Here is a 14,889-nt window from a genome sequence, read left to right as displayed (position 1 = left end):
GATCGTCATGCGTCAAATACCCTGATCCCGCACGTTGTTGACGTGGTGCATGTTGGAGTCGGCGAGATTAGGGGGCGCAGTGGCGGCGGTGTTCGTCGACCGTGAGGACAGCCTGGCCGTGATCGCGAGCGTCGCGAGGCGGCTGGAGGAGGGCGACAGCAGTGTCCTGGTCGTCGAGGGCGATTCGGGCATGGGTAAATCGTCCTTGCTGGCCGAGGTGCGCCACAGATCGTCCGAAGGGGCCTGCCGTGTCGTGCTGGTCAGCTGTGTGCCAGGGCTCGGCAGGGGAGGCGAGTACGGGCCGTTCCTCGATGCCCTCGCCGAACTGAGCTCATCTCCGCGCGCCGGAAAGCGCAGGTCGATGTGGGCCCGCGCGTTGGGACGAGGAGCCGTCTCCGCCGCGCCGGCGTTGGTGTCCCTGGCGATCCCCGGAATTGGCGGTGTGGTCGACGCGGGAACCGCGGCGGTCAAGTCGGCGCTCGCCACCGGGTCCATTCCGGCGGACAGCTTGGGTTCGGTACGGACGATCATGGCCCACCAGATCGGCGAAGCGTTGCTGGCGGAGGCACGGGACGGCGCACCGCTCCTGCTGCTGATCGATGACATCCAGCTGTTCGACGAGGGAAGCCGCGAACTCCTGCACATACTCCTGCGCAAGCTCGAAGGCGAGCCGCTCAGTCTGGTGCTGGGCCTCGGCTCCTACATGTCGACGACGGCGAGCGGCGCGGAGATCGAGCAACTGCTCCGGGTGTGGGAGACAAGACACAACCTGCTGATCGCCCGACACCGGATTCGACCCCTGCCGGACTGGGCCGTCGGCGAGTTGGTGTCGGCCAGGCTGCAGGGCCAGGACGTTCCCGTCGGCTTCGCCGCGCAGGTGCACTCGGTGACCGGTGGACGTCCTGTCTTCGCGGACCAGGTTCTGAAGCTGTGGCGCCCCGGTTACGGGACGGATGTACCGCTGCCGCACGAACTGCCGTACGCGGTCGGGGAGCGCTTCCGTGCTATCGATCCCGAGGCCCAGGAACTGCTTGTCCTCGGGGCCACCGCGGGCCAGTTCTTCTTCTCGCACACGCTCGCCGAAGTGACCGGAAAATCCCAGATCCGCGTTCAGGACCTGCTGCACCGCGTGGCACGCGAGCACGGGTTGGTGCGGGAACGACGCCGTGCGGACATGCCCCGCTGGGCGGACGGACTGCACATCGACTGGTACGACTTCGAGCACCGAGCCCTCCAGTCGTGCATCCGCGAAGAACGGCAGGACGAGGGGGCTCGGCTGCTGAGGCACGCCCAGGTGGCCGAGGCCCTGGAGCGGCTGCCGCGTGCTGGCGAGGATCTCCCGCGTGAGGTCCGTGTCATGATCGCCGGCCACCTCCACGCGGCGGGACCCTCCTGTGCTGCCGCGAGCGCCGGCGCCCACTACCGGCTCGCCCGGTCCGTGGCCGTGGACGAGCTGGCGTTCATCCAGGCCGAGAAGTACTGCCGGACGGCCATCGACTCGGCCCGGCAACTGCCCCTGGGCGACCCGGAACGTGACCGTCGGCTCGTGGAGGCGGCCGAACTGCTGCTGAGCCTCACCGAGGTGCGCTGGAGGGGCAGTGGGAGCGAAGCGGAGTCCCCCGGCATCGACACGCTCGCGGCCGAGGCCGAGGAATCGGCCCGACGCCTCGGTGACCCGCTGCTGATGGCCCGCACCGCGCTGCTGCGAGGGAAGACACTGCTGGCGGTGCGCGGCCTCGATCCCTCGCTGGAGAAACACCAGGAGGCGGTCGCTCTCGCCCGCGAGTGCGGTCCGGAAGGCACCGAAGTGCTCTACGTAGCGCTCGTCGAGTACGGTCGCCAGCTGCCCAAACGCAACCTGGAAGCCGGCCTGAGGGTACTGTTCGAGGCCGAGGAACTGTACGCCTCCGCCGCCGACCTCGGCGATGTCGCGAGCCCGTTGCTTCAGCACGCGCGCAACCTCAACGAGATGCAGATCGGCGTCAACCTCTTCGACGCGAGCCGCTTCGACGAAGCCCTGCAACGGCTGCTGCGCTGCGTGGAACGGCTGAGCGGTGAGGCGATGCGCGGTGAACTGCCCATAGCGCTGAACTATCTCGCTCAACTGCACATCGCCATGGGCGACATGGAGGAGGCGGAGGCCGCCCTCGACAGGGCGCTGGCCTTCGAAGAGGAGTACCAGGAGGAGCGCGAGACCATCAGCGGCTGGCACGCGTACAACAACGCGCTCCTGGCCCAGATCGCCTCCCGCACCCCCGAGCGCGCGCCGGAGGCGCTCCGACGGATCCAGGCCGCGTGGCTGGAGACGCAGGAGACGTGGCTGGTCAACCTGGTGCCCATCGTCCGCAACCTGTACGTGGACGTACTCATGGCCGTGGGGGAGGACTCCAGGTTGGCGCTCCAGCTCATCGGGGACACCCTCGTCGAGACCGAGACCACGAAGATGGAGCGCAGCCGCATCGCCGCGTTCTGCCTGCGCAGCCGGCTCCGGCTCGCGCAGGGCGATGCCCGCAGCGCGGCCGAGGACGCCCGGGCAGCGTACGCGATCCTCGAAGAGCGGGGTGCGATGCCAGCCCTGCGGACGGAAGAGGTGCTGTACGACGTCTCGCGTGCCCTGGTCGCCGTGGGCGCCGACGAGGAGGCCGGCGACCTGCTGGAGCGGGCCCGTGCCGAGGTGCGCCGTAAGGCGGACAGCATCGGTGACCCGGGTCGGCGGGCACACTTCCTGAACGCCGTACCGCTCAACCAGGCCTTGTTCGCAGAGGCGCCGTCGGATTCCGCCGACCTCGCGGTTACAGTGCGGGACCAGGGTGATTCGCAGGCGCAGGGGTAGAGGGAGGCGGAAACCGTGTTCACCATCACCAAGGAGTTCCACTTCTCCGCGAGTCACGTGCTCGACCAGCTGCCCGCGTGGCACCCTTGCGCGCGCATGCACGGCCACAACTACATCGTGGTCGTCGAGCTCTCCGCTGAGGATGACGCGCTGACTCCTGCGGGATTCGTACGGGATTACAGGGAACTCGACGCGTTCAAGAAATGGATGGACGACACCCTCGATCACCGACACCTCAATGAATCGATGGGGGGGTGCTCCCCCTTCGGCGGAGAACCTCGCCAAATGGATCTTCGACAGGTGGCGTGACGAACTGCCCGAACTCACGGCGGTGAAGGTATCGGAGACCCCCAAGACGTGGGCGGTCTACCGTCCGTAGCGGCAGCGTTCTTGCTTCGAACGGTTCTGCTCTGTCAGGCGCTATCAGACCTCAGCACCGTCGTCTTCGCGGCGGGGGAGAGCGTTGCCGCGTTCAACTGTTCCGTCCGGCAAAAGGGCCGATCGCTGCACGGCACGCGGCCAGCGCCTTCCTGGCCGACAGGTGAATTGACGGTGATACAGGGCCAACCAGATGCCCGAAGAACCGTCAGCCGACGCGCGGCACGCCAGTCAGCCGAGGGCTGCCCCAGTTCTCGGGGCAGCCCTCGGCGTTCGAAGCACGTGATCGTCAGTTGGCGGCCAGGTGGTTGGCGAGGTGCAACGCATCCGTCGCCACGGACAGCGCGGCGTGCAGGCCGGTGACCTCCAGCAACGTGGGGTGTACGACCGGAGTCCAGTCGCCGTGAAGACCAGGCCACTTGGCGAGCAGGACCTCCGTCGCTGCCAGACCGAGGCCGGCAGTCACATCCATTCCGCCCTGGCGGCTGGGTTCCCAGCTCAACAGGATGGCGCCGGGGCGGAGCAGACCGGACTCCGCACCGATCATCCACACCGTGTGGATCGGCTGCGTGGGGAGCGAGGGGACCGAGCGCAGGAGGGCGCCGCGTACGGACGAGGGCATGGGCTGGTGGATCAGGTCACTGAGGATCATGTGGCCCGAGGAGTCGGCTGGCGGCGCGGTCGGCTGGGTGTGGTGGCGGCAGGTCATACGTCGGCCCAGTCCAACTGGTTGCGGACCGTGGGTGGGAGGACGCCCTCCTGCCCGTTCTCGGCGATGTAGACGGCTCCGTCCGATCCCGTGATCTCCACGATGTGGCCGATGCGGTGGGCGTTCGGCCAGTCCGGATTGATGGCGAAGTACACGGGCAGATCGGGGTCCACGGTCTGAAGCTGGCGGATCAGATGGCCGACGGTGATCACGTGGGGCAAAGCGACCTCCTGGGTGGAGAGAGGGGAAGCAGGTGGGTGGCGGCTGTGACGTGAGCGTCAGACGCAGGTGCAGTGGCGGGTGGGGGAGGCGATCAGGGCGGCGAGGAATCCGGCGACGGCCTGTGCAGAGGTGTCCGGTCCGAAGGCCTGACGGTCGGTAACGACGTCCCACCCCTGACCTTGGAGGAGGTCGGTGACGGGGCGGGCGCAGAGACATACGAGGAGCCACTCCCGCTCGCCGAGTGCGGGCGGAGATGACTCGGGCAAGGGCGGGCACGGAGCGGTGGCGGTGAGTGTCACGAACAGAGAACCCTTCGTTGACCTGCGGCTTTTCCGGGCCTCCGTACGTTGACATGCTCTTGGGTGGGGTCTCCAGTCGTTGCCCGCGGTGTGCGTCTGCCGTGGGCGAACTGGCCGCAGGTGCGGCGGCTGATGTCCGGCCAATGCGGAATGAACTGGCCGCTCTCCCGGCTGGTGCGGGAGCGACCGTTCACGGAGGCGCGCGGAGAGAAGAGGAGAAGCTGGCTTGGGCAGCGAGGAGATCCGTGTTCGAGACGAGGCTGTCGACGATGTCGAGGCTGCGTCGTTGGGCCGGTCCCGGATGGCTGATGGGCGGTGGATCGAGCTGAGCATGGAGGAACTGGCGCGCCTGATGGATAGCGAGGCCGACGGACCTCTCTGAATCCATGCTGAGCGTCGGTGGGCCTATGGCTCGTTCGAACGCGTAATTCGCACATCTCTTGGGCGCCTTGCCGGAGTCGCTAGCGGCCGATGGACTGGGTCGTGCACGAAGGCGGGAGATCTCTGATGACCGAGGAAGAGCGCCATGCGATCCTTACCCCGGAGGAGATCGCGGACGCCCGCGCCCAGGCCGACCGCGCGATCCGCACGGTGGGCATTCCCCCTGAGTTGATCGCCTGGCTCAGACCGATCCTTGTCCCCGCCGCTGAGCGCGTCGAGGCAGAGCGAGTTGAGAGTGAACGGGCGGCCGGAGCAGGGGGTGCGGTATGACGATTTGCGAACGCCTCGCCGAGCCCATTCGTCGTGTGGTCGCCGAGTGGCTCACCTGTCTCCCCGCACAGGAAGTCGGGCTGCGCATCCTGCCTCGGAACGAAGCCGAAGCCCGGACGACCTCCCGTCGTCCGGATCGGGCGCAGACCAATGACGCCTGAGGAGAGGGAGGCGCACATCCGCCGCATCGTAGACAGCGCGCCGTTGCCCAGTCCGGAAGATGTCGATCGGCTACGCGCCTTGCTCTCCCTGGGTGCACGCGCCCCTGCCGAACGAACTGCCCATACGCACGTCCCCGCGAGTGACGTCGGCGCAGGCCGCTTGACGCCCAGTGGCGGCCCGACGCTCGACGAGGTGCGTTCCTGGCCCGCCACGGTGAGTGTCCCCAAGGCCGCGACCGCGCTCGGAGTCTCAAAGAGCCACCTCTACGAGCTGATCAGAAGAGGTGAGGCACCGGTCAAACTCGTGCCCCTCGGGGGCCGCCACCGCGTGATCACTGCTTCTCTGGTGCGTCTGCTTGAGGGCGCCTGACCGGTAGAGGGCTATGCCTCGCAGGCGTTGACCGACTTCGTCAGTGACGGGCCATGACCACCCTGAGCTGGCTGCCTTTTGGACGGTCGAGTGGGGCTACCGGGCACGTGGCATTCCAACGTGGAGTACGGCGGTCATCGGCGCCGGTAGGCGCTGATCGGAAGGGCGGTGCCCGGACCGGGTGGCGGCGCCACCGCGTGGGCATGCACGAAGGCCCTCGGAAACGTGGTGCGGGCGCGGGCAGCGGAGGCTGGGCGAACGTCCAGAGGAGTCGCTACAGGCGGTGTGACTGGAGTGATGCGGGCGGCGCCACGGTTTCGGGCAGGAACTTCGGGCGCCCTCGGACTTCTCACCACGAGCGAACCGCTCGGCCGCCTCAAGACGCACCCGCTCCCGCTTGTCCTGCTCTCTGGGCGTCAGCCCTCCCTCATGCGCATACCGCATGACGACGTGGTACTGCAGCGATCAGGAACCGTCACGGGCCACCGGCTCTACGAGTTCAACCTGAGTACTCACCGGTGCTCGGGGCGGTGGGGGTGGAGTCGTCGATGGTCCAGGTCTTGCCCTTGCACACGGGCGGGCCGTAGACGTACCTCTTGCCTGAGGTGGCTCCGATCGCGATGAGGCTGACGCCTTTACTGCAGTTGTTGCTGTACAGGCCGGGGATATTGTTGATGTTGGGGCCGGTGTCCTTGCCGGGTCCTACTCCTTTCAGCGGACGTACGTCAGGTTTGGAGTCGGCGGGCGAGGACACGCTTGTGTAAAGCCTGAGTGGTTCGGATGTCTTGTTGTCGACGGTGAACACGGCTCCTGGCTGGCATGCCGTAGCGCCGAGGAGGACGACGGCGAAACCGCTGAGAGTCAGCAGTGGCCGACGCCATCGATCATGTGCCTGCGAGGCCGTCCTGGTCTGCGGCGCTGTCATGCTGACTCCTTGTTTGGGCGTGTGCGTCTGATCTGCATGGGGACGGGCCGGTTCAGACTGATCGTCCGGCCCAGGGCTCAGCTGCCGGACCCGGTTCCGGGTCGGGTGCGCGATGGGGCAACCGGCCGGCCGGGGTGCCGTGGGGGCAAAACGTACGGCACGCCGGCCAGCCGGACTGCCAGCCTTAGGGCTGGTGGCCTGGGCTCATGGTGTGGGAACGGTGGCCAGGAAGAGGGATGAGCCGGGGTCGGTCATGGTGTTGTCGACGCCGTGGCTGGTGCCGGTGATGTCGGGGGAGTAGTTGTTGGTTTCGTTGTGGGCCCAGTCGCTGATGGGCGTGCCGCCGACGTCGAGGTGGTGGAAGGCGGTGCCGTCCCAGCCGAACTCGAAGATGCGGTGTGGCTCGCTGTAGAAGGTGACGATGGGGCCGGTGACGTCGTTGTCGAGGCGTTTGGTCATGGTGTTGTTGAAGAAGACGTTGCGGTAGCCGGAGGACCCGGACCATTTGACGGCCTTCTGGCCGGCGGCCCACCAGATCGGGTACCAGTCGGAGTCGTCGGTGCCTCCGCCGCCTTCCTCGCCGCAGTTGACGGTGCAGTTCGCGGAGCGGTGGGCGTAGGGGACGTGGACGGTGTTGAGTTCGAAGAGGTTATTGCGTTCGTAGCCGCCGTGCAGGTTGAGGTCGGAGTCGAGGTCGTTGCCGATGGCGACGTTCCCGCTGGCGGACCACTGGAAGGTGAAGTGGCGCAGGTTGCGGGAGATGTTTCCGGCGTAGACGGAGTCCCAGACGCGGGAGCCGCGGAAGTAGCCCCGGCCGCCCTTGCCCTTGTTCCAGGCGCCGTCGAGGTAGTTGCCGGTGATGGTGAGGTTCTTGGCCTCTTCGGTGACGATGGGGTGGGAGCCGGTCATCTCGGTGTGGATGCCGTGCACCCAGCCGTTGACGGCCCACTTGAACAGGATGCCGTTCATCGCGCCGGCCGGGTCCATGTTGCCGTAGTTGTGGGTGGCGTCACCGCGCTTCAGGTTCGGCTCGTCCTGGGTGAGGTAGAAGTTCTCGAAGCCCACGCCCAGGACGGGGTCGACCAGCGGGGAGGCTTTGGAGTCGTAGGTCGTGCCGTCGATCTGGGCGGAGCCGTCGGAGATGGAGGTGACGGGGACGTCGTACTCCAGGGGCTTGTCCACCGTGATGGTCTTGTTGGTGGAGTCGACCGCGGTGATGGTGAAGATCTGCTGGCGCATGTGCAGGTTGAGCAGCGGCCACTGGGTGCCGGTGGCGTTCATGCTCTCGTAGAACTTGACGCTGTTGGCGGCGCGGATGTTGACGTACTCGCCGACCTTGAGGTTGGTCAGGCTGGCGTTGGTGGCGAGGTAGACCTTGGTGTCGCCGGTGCGGGCGGCGAAGCCGGTGTCGCCGGGCTTGTCCCGCAGTTTCACGCCGACCTTCCAGTGCACGTTGACGGTGCCTTCGAAGAGGTCCTTGCGGTTGGCGGGGGCTGCCGCGTACTCGGTCGCGTAGGCGGAGTTGATCGCGCGGGACTGGACGCGGAACAGGGCGCGGCCGGGCCAGATCCAGCCGCCGGAGGCGGATCCGGAGGTCATGGCGTCCTGGTCCCAGTCGGTGCCGTCGGCGGTGATCGTGTCGTAGCGGGTGTTGGCGTCCGGGGCGAAGTGGATGGCCGTGCCGGTGTCCGGGTCGGCTCCGGACCCGCGGATGACCAGGTAGTCGGCGTCGACGTAGATCTGGTGGGAGACGTTGATGACGCCGACGGGCAGGGTGATCCGGCTGAGCTTGGTGTAGGAGGCCGAGGGTGAGCAGTTGGCCTTGATGGAGTCGATGGCGTTCTGCAGTCCGGCGGTGTCGTCGACGCCGTCGTCGGGGACCACCCCGTACTGCGTGGCGAGCTCGTCCGCGGTGATCTCACAGCCGGCGTTCGAGTTGATGTCCGCGGCCGTCGGTAGACCCGCCCCTTCGCGGTAGCCCGCCTTGGACCAGTCGTACAGGCCCGCAACAGCGCCGCGTCGGTTGGCGGTGGACAGGTCCAGCTGGTTGAAGGAGGTGAGCTTGGCCTGCCAGGAGACCGTCTCCGTGTCGTCCATGGCCGCGGTGGAGTCCGCCTTGAAGTCCGTGCGGGTCAGGACGAGGGTCTCGATGAACCGGGCGTCGTCGACGGGCACGGAGATGGTGCCGCTGTCAGGCCTGTCGAGCTGGGTGACGGTCGGGTACTGAATCCCGCCGGACAAAGAGGCGCGCGGCCACTTGATGAGCGCGGCGCTCACCTCCGCGGGCACCTGGACCGTCAGCAGACCCAGCTGGTCCGAGGCACCGGTGTCCTCCGGCACGAGATCCGCGTACAGCGTGCCGCCCGGTTGCAGACTCGCGGACTGGGTCCCGGTACTCGCCGCCGAGCCGGACCATGCCAGATCGTACGTCTCGTGGGCGGGCCGTGCCGGACCGTTGGCATCCGAGCCGGCGTTGTTCAGCGCGTCCCGCCAGGCGGCGCCTGCTTCGGCAGTGGTGTAGCCACCCACCGTCACATTGGCGCCCTTCCCCGAGTTGGCTTGCTGCGACCATGTGGTCCCAGGCGTGGAGAGCCGGTAGTTCGCGATGGCGAAACCCATCAATTCGTCGTGCAGATCAAGGCCGTAACCGGCGAAAACCATGCTGACCGCGTCAAGCGGCAGGACGTCGTTGTGATCCATGGCCTCCCAGGTCTTACGGACCGCGTCCGCTGTCCCGGCCCGCTCGCTCAGATACTCCGCGAGAGGGAACTCACCGTACTGCCGGGAGGCCGACAGGCCGTCCCAGGCGTTGAGCGCGCGCCCCGGTGCTTCGAGGAAGTCATCGAGGGCACCAAGGTAGTAGGACCGCTGGGCTGCCTGGTACTGGCTTTCGGAATACCAAATTCCATTCACCGACCAACCAGGGTCGTAGGACAGCGGCCAGTACGGGTCTCGCGTGTAGGTCTGTCCAGTCGCCCACTGCGCGGTGGACTCCATCCACCAGTTCAGTGAAGCAAAGTCCCCGTCAAACCACTGTCCCGGAAATAAGTCCCAGAGGAAGCCGCCCGTCGACAGGTAGTGGTACTGAAACGCGTGAAACAGCTCGTGCCGCACGAGGGCGTCGTAGTCTTCCGGGTCCTGCGGCATCCAGATCGAGGGCTGCTCCCCGGGACCGAACGGGGCGGTGAGGGCCGCCGCGTCACCGGCGACGTCATGCAACGAATCGCCGACGAAGATGGTGAATCGGCCCCCCGGCTCCGTGTACCCCAGGCCGGGGATGGTGACCGAGCCGACCTGCTCTCCGGATGTGTAGATGGCATACGCCTCCTCGGCGGCGTTCGCCATCTCCACGATCGCGGTCGGCACACCGTTGGCGCCGCTGGACTCGGGCAGTCCTTGATTGTGGTTGTAGAGAAGGGCGAAGTGCTCGGTGGCGTAGAGGCAGTAGTAGGGATGGGACACGAACATGACGCCCGTGTCGAAGTACGACTGGCTACTGCACCCTGGATCGTTGCTCGCAGCTGCAGCGCTCACGCCCGAGACTGAGGACTGCAGCACGCGGGAGCCGGCCGACGTAGCAGCGGCCGTCTCTCGGGAACTCTTCTTTGCGCCGGAACTCGGAGCGATGGGAGCGTAGTTGGGGTGTACCTTGTTGACCCGGACCGGACGCTCCAGCGACGCCTTGATCCGCTTGACCCACGACTGCGTCTCAGGGCTGGCGTTATGGGCCTGCTGGAACAGGTACGTCAGGTACAGCGGAGTGATCTCCTGAAGCGACGCCGACGTACGCCACCTTTTCGGGACGGCCGCCGGGTCGAAAAGCGAATTGATCCCGTACCGCACCATCTGGTCCACCGTGAGCTGATGCTTGCGCCAGCCACGGACGACCTTCTCTCTCGAACCGAAGTCCGGGACCCGGGATGCTGCCTTCCTGGCCGCCCGTATCTGCGCCTTGCTCGGCTTTACCTCGCGAAAAGGTCGACGAGTCGAGGAGTGGGGCTGGTCACTTGCCTTTGTCGTCGCCGGTGACACGGATGCAGCCTCGGACGGCGGCGCTGCGCCCGCGCACGCTAGGAGCCCACCCGCCACTCCAGCAACTAACCAGGTTCTCCACCGACTTAACAAACCTTGCGTCATGAAAAGAATCCCTTCTGATCTTGGGCCAGACGAACGAGAAGGGATCTTTGCACTATTCACAACAACTTCACAAGATCAGATTGGTTAACATGCGTCACGAGGTCGTTACGGACAGTTGACTCCGAGAAACGGCTGGGGAGGTTGGGTGCGGACGCCTGCGCGGAGCAGGACGTCCGTCGACGTGGCTGGCCCGCCCTACGCATCGCAGTCTTGACAATCTTGATTCCGCATAATCGCCAGTTCGTCGTTATGGAGGTCGAAGCCGTGGTCGAGGAGGGGCGCGACGGCAGGGTCGCCGGTGAAGGTGCAGCCGGCGGGGTAGAGCGGGGAGACGTACTGGTCGCCGTCGGAGGGCGGGGCTGGCACGGTGGGGCTCCAAGGCTGAGGGGGAGCGTCAGCGCTGCCGTCGGGAGCTGACGTGTACGGCGAGCCTGGTCGGCGCGGTCGAGGGTGGAGTTTTGTACATCGCCTGGGATTGGGTGCTGCGGGCGAGCGCGGCCTCGGCTCGTGGGCCGGGCCTGGCTGTGTCCGCCTGGGTGATCGAGACCAGTGAGCGGTGGCGGTCGGGAATCTCGTCCAGGGCGCGCGGCACAGGGGTGGGGTCAGTGAACGCGGCGGTGGAGGCGGTGATGAGGTGCTGCGGGGTGTACCGGCTGAAGAAGGCTTGCCAGCTCGGCGTGTACACGGGGTCGGGGCCGGCGGACATGCGCCACGTCGACTTCTCGGGCGTGAGCAGCTCGTCGTACTCGTGCAGCCAGCCGTCGGCCATCCGATAGGCAGCGTGGCCGTCGGGGGAGACCGTACGGAACGGCCGGGTGCCACGTACAGCCTCCCACCGGTGTCGCGCGGTGAGGGACGCGGGGCTGATACCCGTGTAGTGCGGGCCTCCGCTGAGGTAGTCGGCGAAGTTGTTGTGCAGTCCGTCGACGAGGATCTCGGTGAAGGCGGCCACGATCTCGTTGGGCGTGTTCCGGTCGAACGTGGTGATCCAGTCGGGCACGCCGAGCGGGTCTTCGGCGTAGGTGATGGTCCACCCGCCGTAGAAGCTCTCCAGGGCGTTGGCGACGCGTACGCGCTGGCATGGGCTCGTGTAGTAGGTGTCGGTGCCGAAGGCGATGGTCTTGGTCCAACCGGGGGCGTGGTCGAGGGTGTCGAAGATGCTGCGGCTGTCGCCGGGACCGGCCAGGTAGCCGGGACTGACCAGGACATTCGAGTGCGGGGCGAGGGCAGGCGGAGCGGGGCTGAGCATGAGAGGGCCTTCGGGTGGTGGGGCACGGGCGGCTGAGCGGCCCGTGTGAGGGCGCGGTCGCGCGGAGGGGTCTGGCCGTGGGCACTGGAGTCACCTGGTCCGGGATGGGCGGGAGAGCGCGGTGACGTACGCAGGCACGCGTGGCTGCGAGTCGGGGACGTGCGAGAACAACTCGGGAGATGCCGCGGGACTGCGGCGCGTAGCCGCGCTCGCCTGTACGGCCAGCTGTGCTGGCGGGCTGAGTTGGGTGGGGCGAGTTGTCGTTGGGTGTGCCTTGCGGGCGAACTCCGCGAGTTCGGCGTACACCGGTGTGAGCCCCCGGGCCGCGGGCGTCAGGGTGTACTCGGAGCCTCGACCGGAGAAGGGGCTCCTGCGGGTGATGAGCTGGTCGGTCTGGAGCTGCGTGATGCGGTAGTGGAAGGAGCCGGTGGCGAGTGCGGCTTCGGTTCGCAGCGCACCGTTGGGAAGGGGGCCGTGCTGTGCGAGGGCGTGGAGGAGGGGGATCGTGCCCTTCCCGCGGAGTCGGCCGAGGGAGTCTTCTACGCGTTCCGCCTCGGCGAGTGACGCCGTGCCGTCAGCGAGGTGGTTACGGTGCCAGGCCGAGAGCGCACGGTGGACGTGTTGGGTGTCGTGGGCGAGCGGTGTGAGGTCGTATACCCCGACCTGGGGCCGGTCCAGGAGGCCGCTCGTCTGCATGCGGCGCACGATCTGGGCCATGGCGTGGACGCCTACCCAGGGAAGTGTGGAGTTGATGTGGGCGAGGTGCATGGGGCCGTGCTGCTGGATGGTCTGCAGGGTCCAGGTGGTCCAGCGGGGCGAGAGGAAGGCGATGGCCTGGTCGACGAGTTCGGTGTGACGGGTGGGTGTGGTGGAGAGGACGGGCACGGTGGGGTTCTCCGAAGGGTGGTTGAGCGCCGTCAGTGGGACCGCGCGGCGCGTTCCGACGGGGTGCGGTTCGTGACGGCGGTTGTTGCCGCAGGCTGGTGGGTTGTGGTGGCCGGTTGTCCGCCGCGGTGCTGGGGGGAGCGGGCCCTGGCGGCTTGGGCTCGCCGGTCGTGCGGGGATGTGGCGGTGGCCGTCCGTTCGCGCTCCAGCCGGAGTGCCGCGGTGCGGTAGGCGGCCTGGTCCTGGCGTTCGCCGACCGCGAGGAGGTAGATCTCCCGTTTGTGCTGGGAGGAGGCGGGAGCGTCCCGGTACTGGATGACCAGCCGCCAGCGGGTCTCCGGGTCGACGTAGACCTTGTGGCAGCCCGTCAGTTCGCGCTGGAGGGCGGCGCCGCGTTCGTTGCCGTGGACCAGGTGCTGCAGTTCGAGCAGGGCCAGGTCGCGGATGTTCTCCGGTACGGCGCGCAGGTCGGCCAGTGCCTCGGGATGGGCGGCGAAGGCGTACCGTGCCCGGCTCATCGCGCGCTCCGTCGGGAGTGTGTCGGAGCAGGTTCCGTTGATGGCGGTGGGGAGACGGGCGCGGGAGCTACGGCGAGGCCGTCACCGTTGATCGTGGAGCGAGCGCGGGCGGCTGCCGCCCGGCGGCCGACGGCGTGCGGTGGGGCGGGCGCGAGAGGGAGCGACGAGTTCCGCTCCACCATCCACGTGTCCGCCTCCTCGGCGCTGGCGAAGACGCCCTCCCGGACGGTGTAGGTGCGCATGTCTTTGGTCGTCTCTTCGAGAAAGAGGCGGTACGGCGCAGCTGAGGACTCGGGGTGCCTGTCGTGGACGAGGGTGCGTACCTCGACGCCGACGTCGAAGGAGCACGGGTTGTCGGTGTAGTGGTCGAGGACCTCGTACCGGTTGCCGGGGTTGGTGCGGAGCAGGTTCTCAAGGCGTGCCGTGAGGGCGTCGGCGGGACGGGGCCCGTGGCCGTGGGACATCTCGGCGGCTTCCTGTGGGCAGCCCCGGCGGATCAGCCAGTTCTGCGCCAGCGGAACGACCGGGTGGCGCTCCGACGCGAAGTCGAACGTGCGCTGCTCGACGTTCCGGATGATGTGCAGCGTGACGTACTCCGCCGCCCCTGGGATGTCCCAGATCGCGGACCGGTCGTACAGCAGCAGGTAGCTGTCGCGGCCGTCGGCGCTGTGGTGCTCGGAGAAGGGGACGAACATGTCGTCCGAGAGCGTGACGGAGAAGAAGTCGTCCTCGATCCGCTCGGTGGTGGCTTGGAAGCCGTCGAGCCGGTAGTTCGGCGCAGAGGGTTCGTACGCGTCGGCCATCTCAGACTCCGGCGGGCTCGGGGGAGGCCAGCAGCCGGTGGTGGGGGCGGGCCGCGCTGGTTGTGCAGGCTCCGAACGGGCCTTCCGGGGTGCGGAGTTGGAGCAGAGCCGGATCGAGGTGATCGCGGTGCCAGGTGGAAGGGCCGGTGAGGCCGGCCTGGACGTCGGTGAGTTGCTGCCAGGCCAGCCAGAGGGCGTGGAGTCGGGCCACGGCCTCGGGGTGCTCCTGCCACTGTCGGCACCACGGGCGGCCGGTGGTGATCTCCCGTCCGTAGACCGGCAGGAGCAGGTTGTGCACCCAGTTGGTCAGCGCGGCCAGTTCCTCGGCGTAGGCCTTGGCGCCGAGCGCCAGGATGAAGACGGAGGCCGGGCCGCCGTCGGCGTTGCCTTCGGCCGGGGCGGAGGCCGATGCCGGGTTTTCGGGGTGCACGGGATCGGCCGCTTCGCCGACGTCCTCGGACGGCTGGTCGTCGGTGAGCCGGGCGAGCGTCTCGCTCTGTTTGTGGCTCTCGGCGGTGAGCCGGGTGACCGTGGCGACGAGGTCGTCGAGGTCGTGGTCCGGTACGCGCACCGGCTTGTTCTCGTGGGCGGGTTCGGACATGGCTACCCCTGGTGCGAGTTCTGGTGGGTGGGGTGTCGAGGTTCCGGAGAAACGGGGGTTTGGCCCGGCCGGGAAACGGGTGTAGATG

General features: G+C 67.6%; 14 protein-coding genes and 1 pseudogene. 5 read left to right on the top strand and 10 right to left on the bottom strand.

Going from position 1 to position 14,889, the window contains the following annotated elements; all coding sequences use genetic code 11:
• Positions 1–88: 88 nt before the first annotated feature.
• Both ACFZB3_RS36955 and ACFZB3_RS36950 read left to right on the top strand, forming a co-directional pair.
• Positions 89–2,833 (top strand): AAA family ATPase, encoded by a 2,745-nt coding sequence (locus tag ACFZB3_RS36955; RefSeq protein WP_391383921.1) that lies wholly within the window; start codon positions 89–91, stop codon positions 2,831–2,833.
• A 15-nt stretch (positions 2,834–2,848) separates the two neighbouring features.
• Positions 2,849–3,212: pseudogene (locus ACFZB3_RS36950) on the top strand (6-pyruvoyl tetrahydropterin synthase family protein).
• A gap of 288 nt (positions 3,213–3,500) precedes the next feature.
• On the opposite strand, the gene ACFZB3_RS36945 reads toward ACFZB3_RS36950, so the two are convergent.
• The 3 genes from ACFZB3_RS36945 to ACFZB3_RS36935 form a co-directional block, all read right to left on the bottom strand.
• On the bottom strand, positions 3,501–3,863 hold the full coding sequence (locus ACFZB3_RS36945; RefSeq protein ID WP_391383918.1) for a hypothetical protein: 363 nt from the start codon (positions 3,861–3,863) through the stop codon (positions 3,501–3,503).
• 53 nt (positions 3,864–3,916) lie between these two features.
• Positions 3,917–4,132, bottom strand: a complete 216-nt coding sequence (locus tag ACFZB3_RS36940; protein ID WP_391384602.1) for a hypothetical protein — start codon at positions 4,130–4,132, stop codon at positions 3,917–3,919.
• A gap of 66 nt (positions 4,133–4,198) precedes the next feature.
• The gene (locus ACFZB3_RS36935; protein WP_391383915.1) at positions 4,199–4,408 is read right to left on the bottom strand and encodes a hypothetical protein; all 210 of its coding nucleotides are present in this window, start codon (positions 4,406–4,408) and stop codon (positions 4,199–4,201) included.
• 259 nt (positions 4,409–4,667) lie between these two features.
• Between ACFZB3_RS36935 and ACFZB3_RS36930 the strand changes: the two genes are divergently transcribed.
• The 3 genes from ACFZB3_RS36930 to ACFZB3_RS36920 all read left to right on the top strand — a co-directional run bounded on the left by ACFZB3_RS36930 (position 4,668) and on the right by ACFZB3_RS36920 (position 5,683).
• The gene (locus ACFZB3_RS36930; protein ID WP_391383913.1) at positions 4,668–4,823 is read left to right on the top strand and encodes a hypothetical protein; all 156 of its coding nucleotides are present in this window, start codon (positions 4,668–4,670) and stop codon (positions 4,821–4,823) included.
• Positions 4,824–4,948: 125 nt separating this feature from the next.
• Positions 4,949–5,152, top strand: coding sequence for a hypothetical protein (locus ACFZB3_RS36925; RefSeq protein ID WP_391383909.1), 204 nt, complete (start codon positions 4,949–4,951; stop codon positions 5,150–5,152).
• 150 nt (positions 5,153–5,302) lie between these two features.
• Positions 5,303–5,683: a helix-turn-helix domain-containing protein gene (locus ACFZB3_RS36920; protein ID WP_391383906.1), complete on the top strand. Its 381-nt coding sequence runs from the start codon at positions 5,303–5,305 to the stop codon at positions 5,681–5,683.
• Positions 5,684–6,182: 499 nt separating this feature from the next.
• On the opposite strand, the gene ACFZB3_RS36915 is transcribed toward ACFZB3_RS36920, so the two are convergent.
• The 7 genes from ACFZB3_RS36915 to ACFZB3_RS36885 all read right to left on the bottom strand — a co-directional run bounded on the left by ACFZB3_RS36915 (position 6,183) and on the right by ACFZB3_RS36885 (position 14,801).
• Positions 6,183–6,608, bottom strand: a complete 426-nt coding sequence (locus ACFZB3_RS36915; RefSeq protein WP_391383902.1) for a hypothetical protein — start codon at positions 6,606–6,608, stop codon at positions 6,183–6,185.
• A gap of 204 nt (positions 6,609–6,812) precedes the next feature.
• Positions 6,813–10,142: a hypothetical protein gene (locus ACFZB3_RS36910; RefSeq protein WP_391383898.1), complete on the bottom strand. Its 3,330-nt coding sequence runs from the start codon at positions 10,140–10,142 to the stop codon at positions 6,813–6,815.
• A gap of 997 nt (positions 10,143–11,139) precedes the next feature.
• A complete protein-coding gene (locus ACFZB3_RS36905) occupies positions 11,140–11,994 on the bottom strand; it encodes a DUF317 domain-containing protein (RefSeq protein WP_391383895.1) in 855 nt (284 codons plus the stop codon).
• Positions 11,995–12,084: 90 nt separating this feature from the next.
• Positions 12,085–12,879 carry a hypothetical protein gene (locus ACFZB3_RS36900; protein ID WP_391383892.1) on the bottom strand — a complete coding sequence of 265 codons (795 nt, stop codon included), beginning with the start codon at positions 12,877–12,879 and terminating at the stop codon, positions 12,085–12,087.
• Positions 12,880–12,911: 32 nt separating this feature from the next.
• Positions 12,912–13,397: a type II toxin-antitoxin system RelE/ParE family toxin gene (locus tag ACFZB3_RS36895; RefSeq protein WP_391383889.1), complete on the bottom strand. Its 486-nt coding sequence runs from the start codon at positions 13,395–13,397 to the stop codon at positions 12,912–12,914.
• A complete protein-coding gene (locus ACFZB3_RS36890; RefSeq protein ID WP_391383885.1) occupies positions 13,394–14,200 on the bottom strand; it encodes a hypothetical protein in 807 nt (268 codons plus the stop codon). The genes ACFZB3_RS36895 and ACFZB3_RS36890 overlap by 4 nt, the downstream gene beginning before the upstream one ends.
• Before the next feature lies 1 nt (position 14,201).
• A complete protein-coding gene (locus tag ACFZB3_RS36885; RefSeq protein ID WP_391383883.1) occupies positions 14,202–14,801 on the bottom strand; it encodes a DUF4913 domain-containing protein in 600 nt (199 codons plus the stop codon).
• Positions 14,802–14,889 lie beyond the last annotated feature (88 nt).

The organism is Streptomyces sp. NPDC008092, from assembly GCF_042957285.1.
In the GTDB taxonomy this organism is placed as follows: Bacteria; Actinomycetota; Actinomycetes; order Streptomycetales; family Streptomycetaceae; genus Streptomyces.
Note: the sequence above shows the minus strand (reverse complement) of the source record. Positions and strands in the feature narration are given on the sequence as shown.

Excerpts from the sequence above, each read along its gene's own strand:
- ACFZB3_RS36945 (WP_391383918.1), bottom strand. The coding sequence starts at position 3,863 with ATGATCCTCAGTGACCTGATCCACCAGCCCATGCCCTCGTCCGTACGC.
- ACFZB3_RS36925 (WP_391383909.1), top strand. The coding sequence starts at position 4,949 with ATGACCGAGGAAGAGCGCCATGCGATCCTTACCCCGGAGGAGATCGCG.
- ACFZB3_RS36920 (WP_391383906.1), top strand. The coding sequence starts at position 5,303 with ATGACGCCTGAGGAGAGGGAGGCGCACATCCGCCGCATCGTAGACAGC.
- ACFZB3_RS36915 (WP_391383902.1), bottom strand. The coding sequence starts at position 6,608 with ATGACAGCGCCGCAGACCAGGACGGCCTCGCAGGCACATGATCGATGG.
- ACFZB3_RS36905 (WP_391383895.1), bottom strand. The coding sequence starts at position 11,994 with ATGCTCAGCCCCGCTCCGCCTGCCCTCGCCCCGCACTCGAATGTCCTG.
- ACFZB3_RS36895 (WP_391383889.1), bottom strand. The coding sequence starts at position 13,397 with ATGAGCCGGGCACGGTACGCCTTCGCCGCCCATCCCGAGGCACTGGCC.
- ACFZB3_RS36890 (WP_391383885.1), bottom strand. The coding sequence starts at position 14,200 with ATGGCCGACGCGTACGAACCCTCTGCGCCGAACTACCGGCTCGACGGC.
- ACFZB3_RS36885 (WP_391383883.1), bottom strand. The coding sequence starts at position 14,801 with ATGTCCGAACCCGCCCACGAGAACAAGCCGGTGCGCGTACCGGACCAC.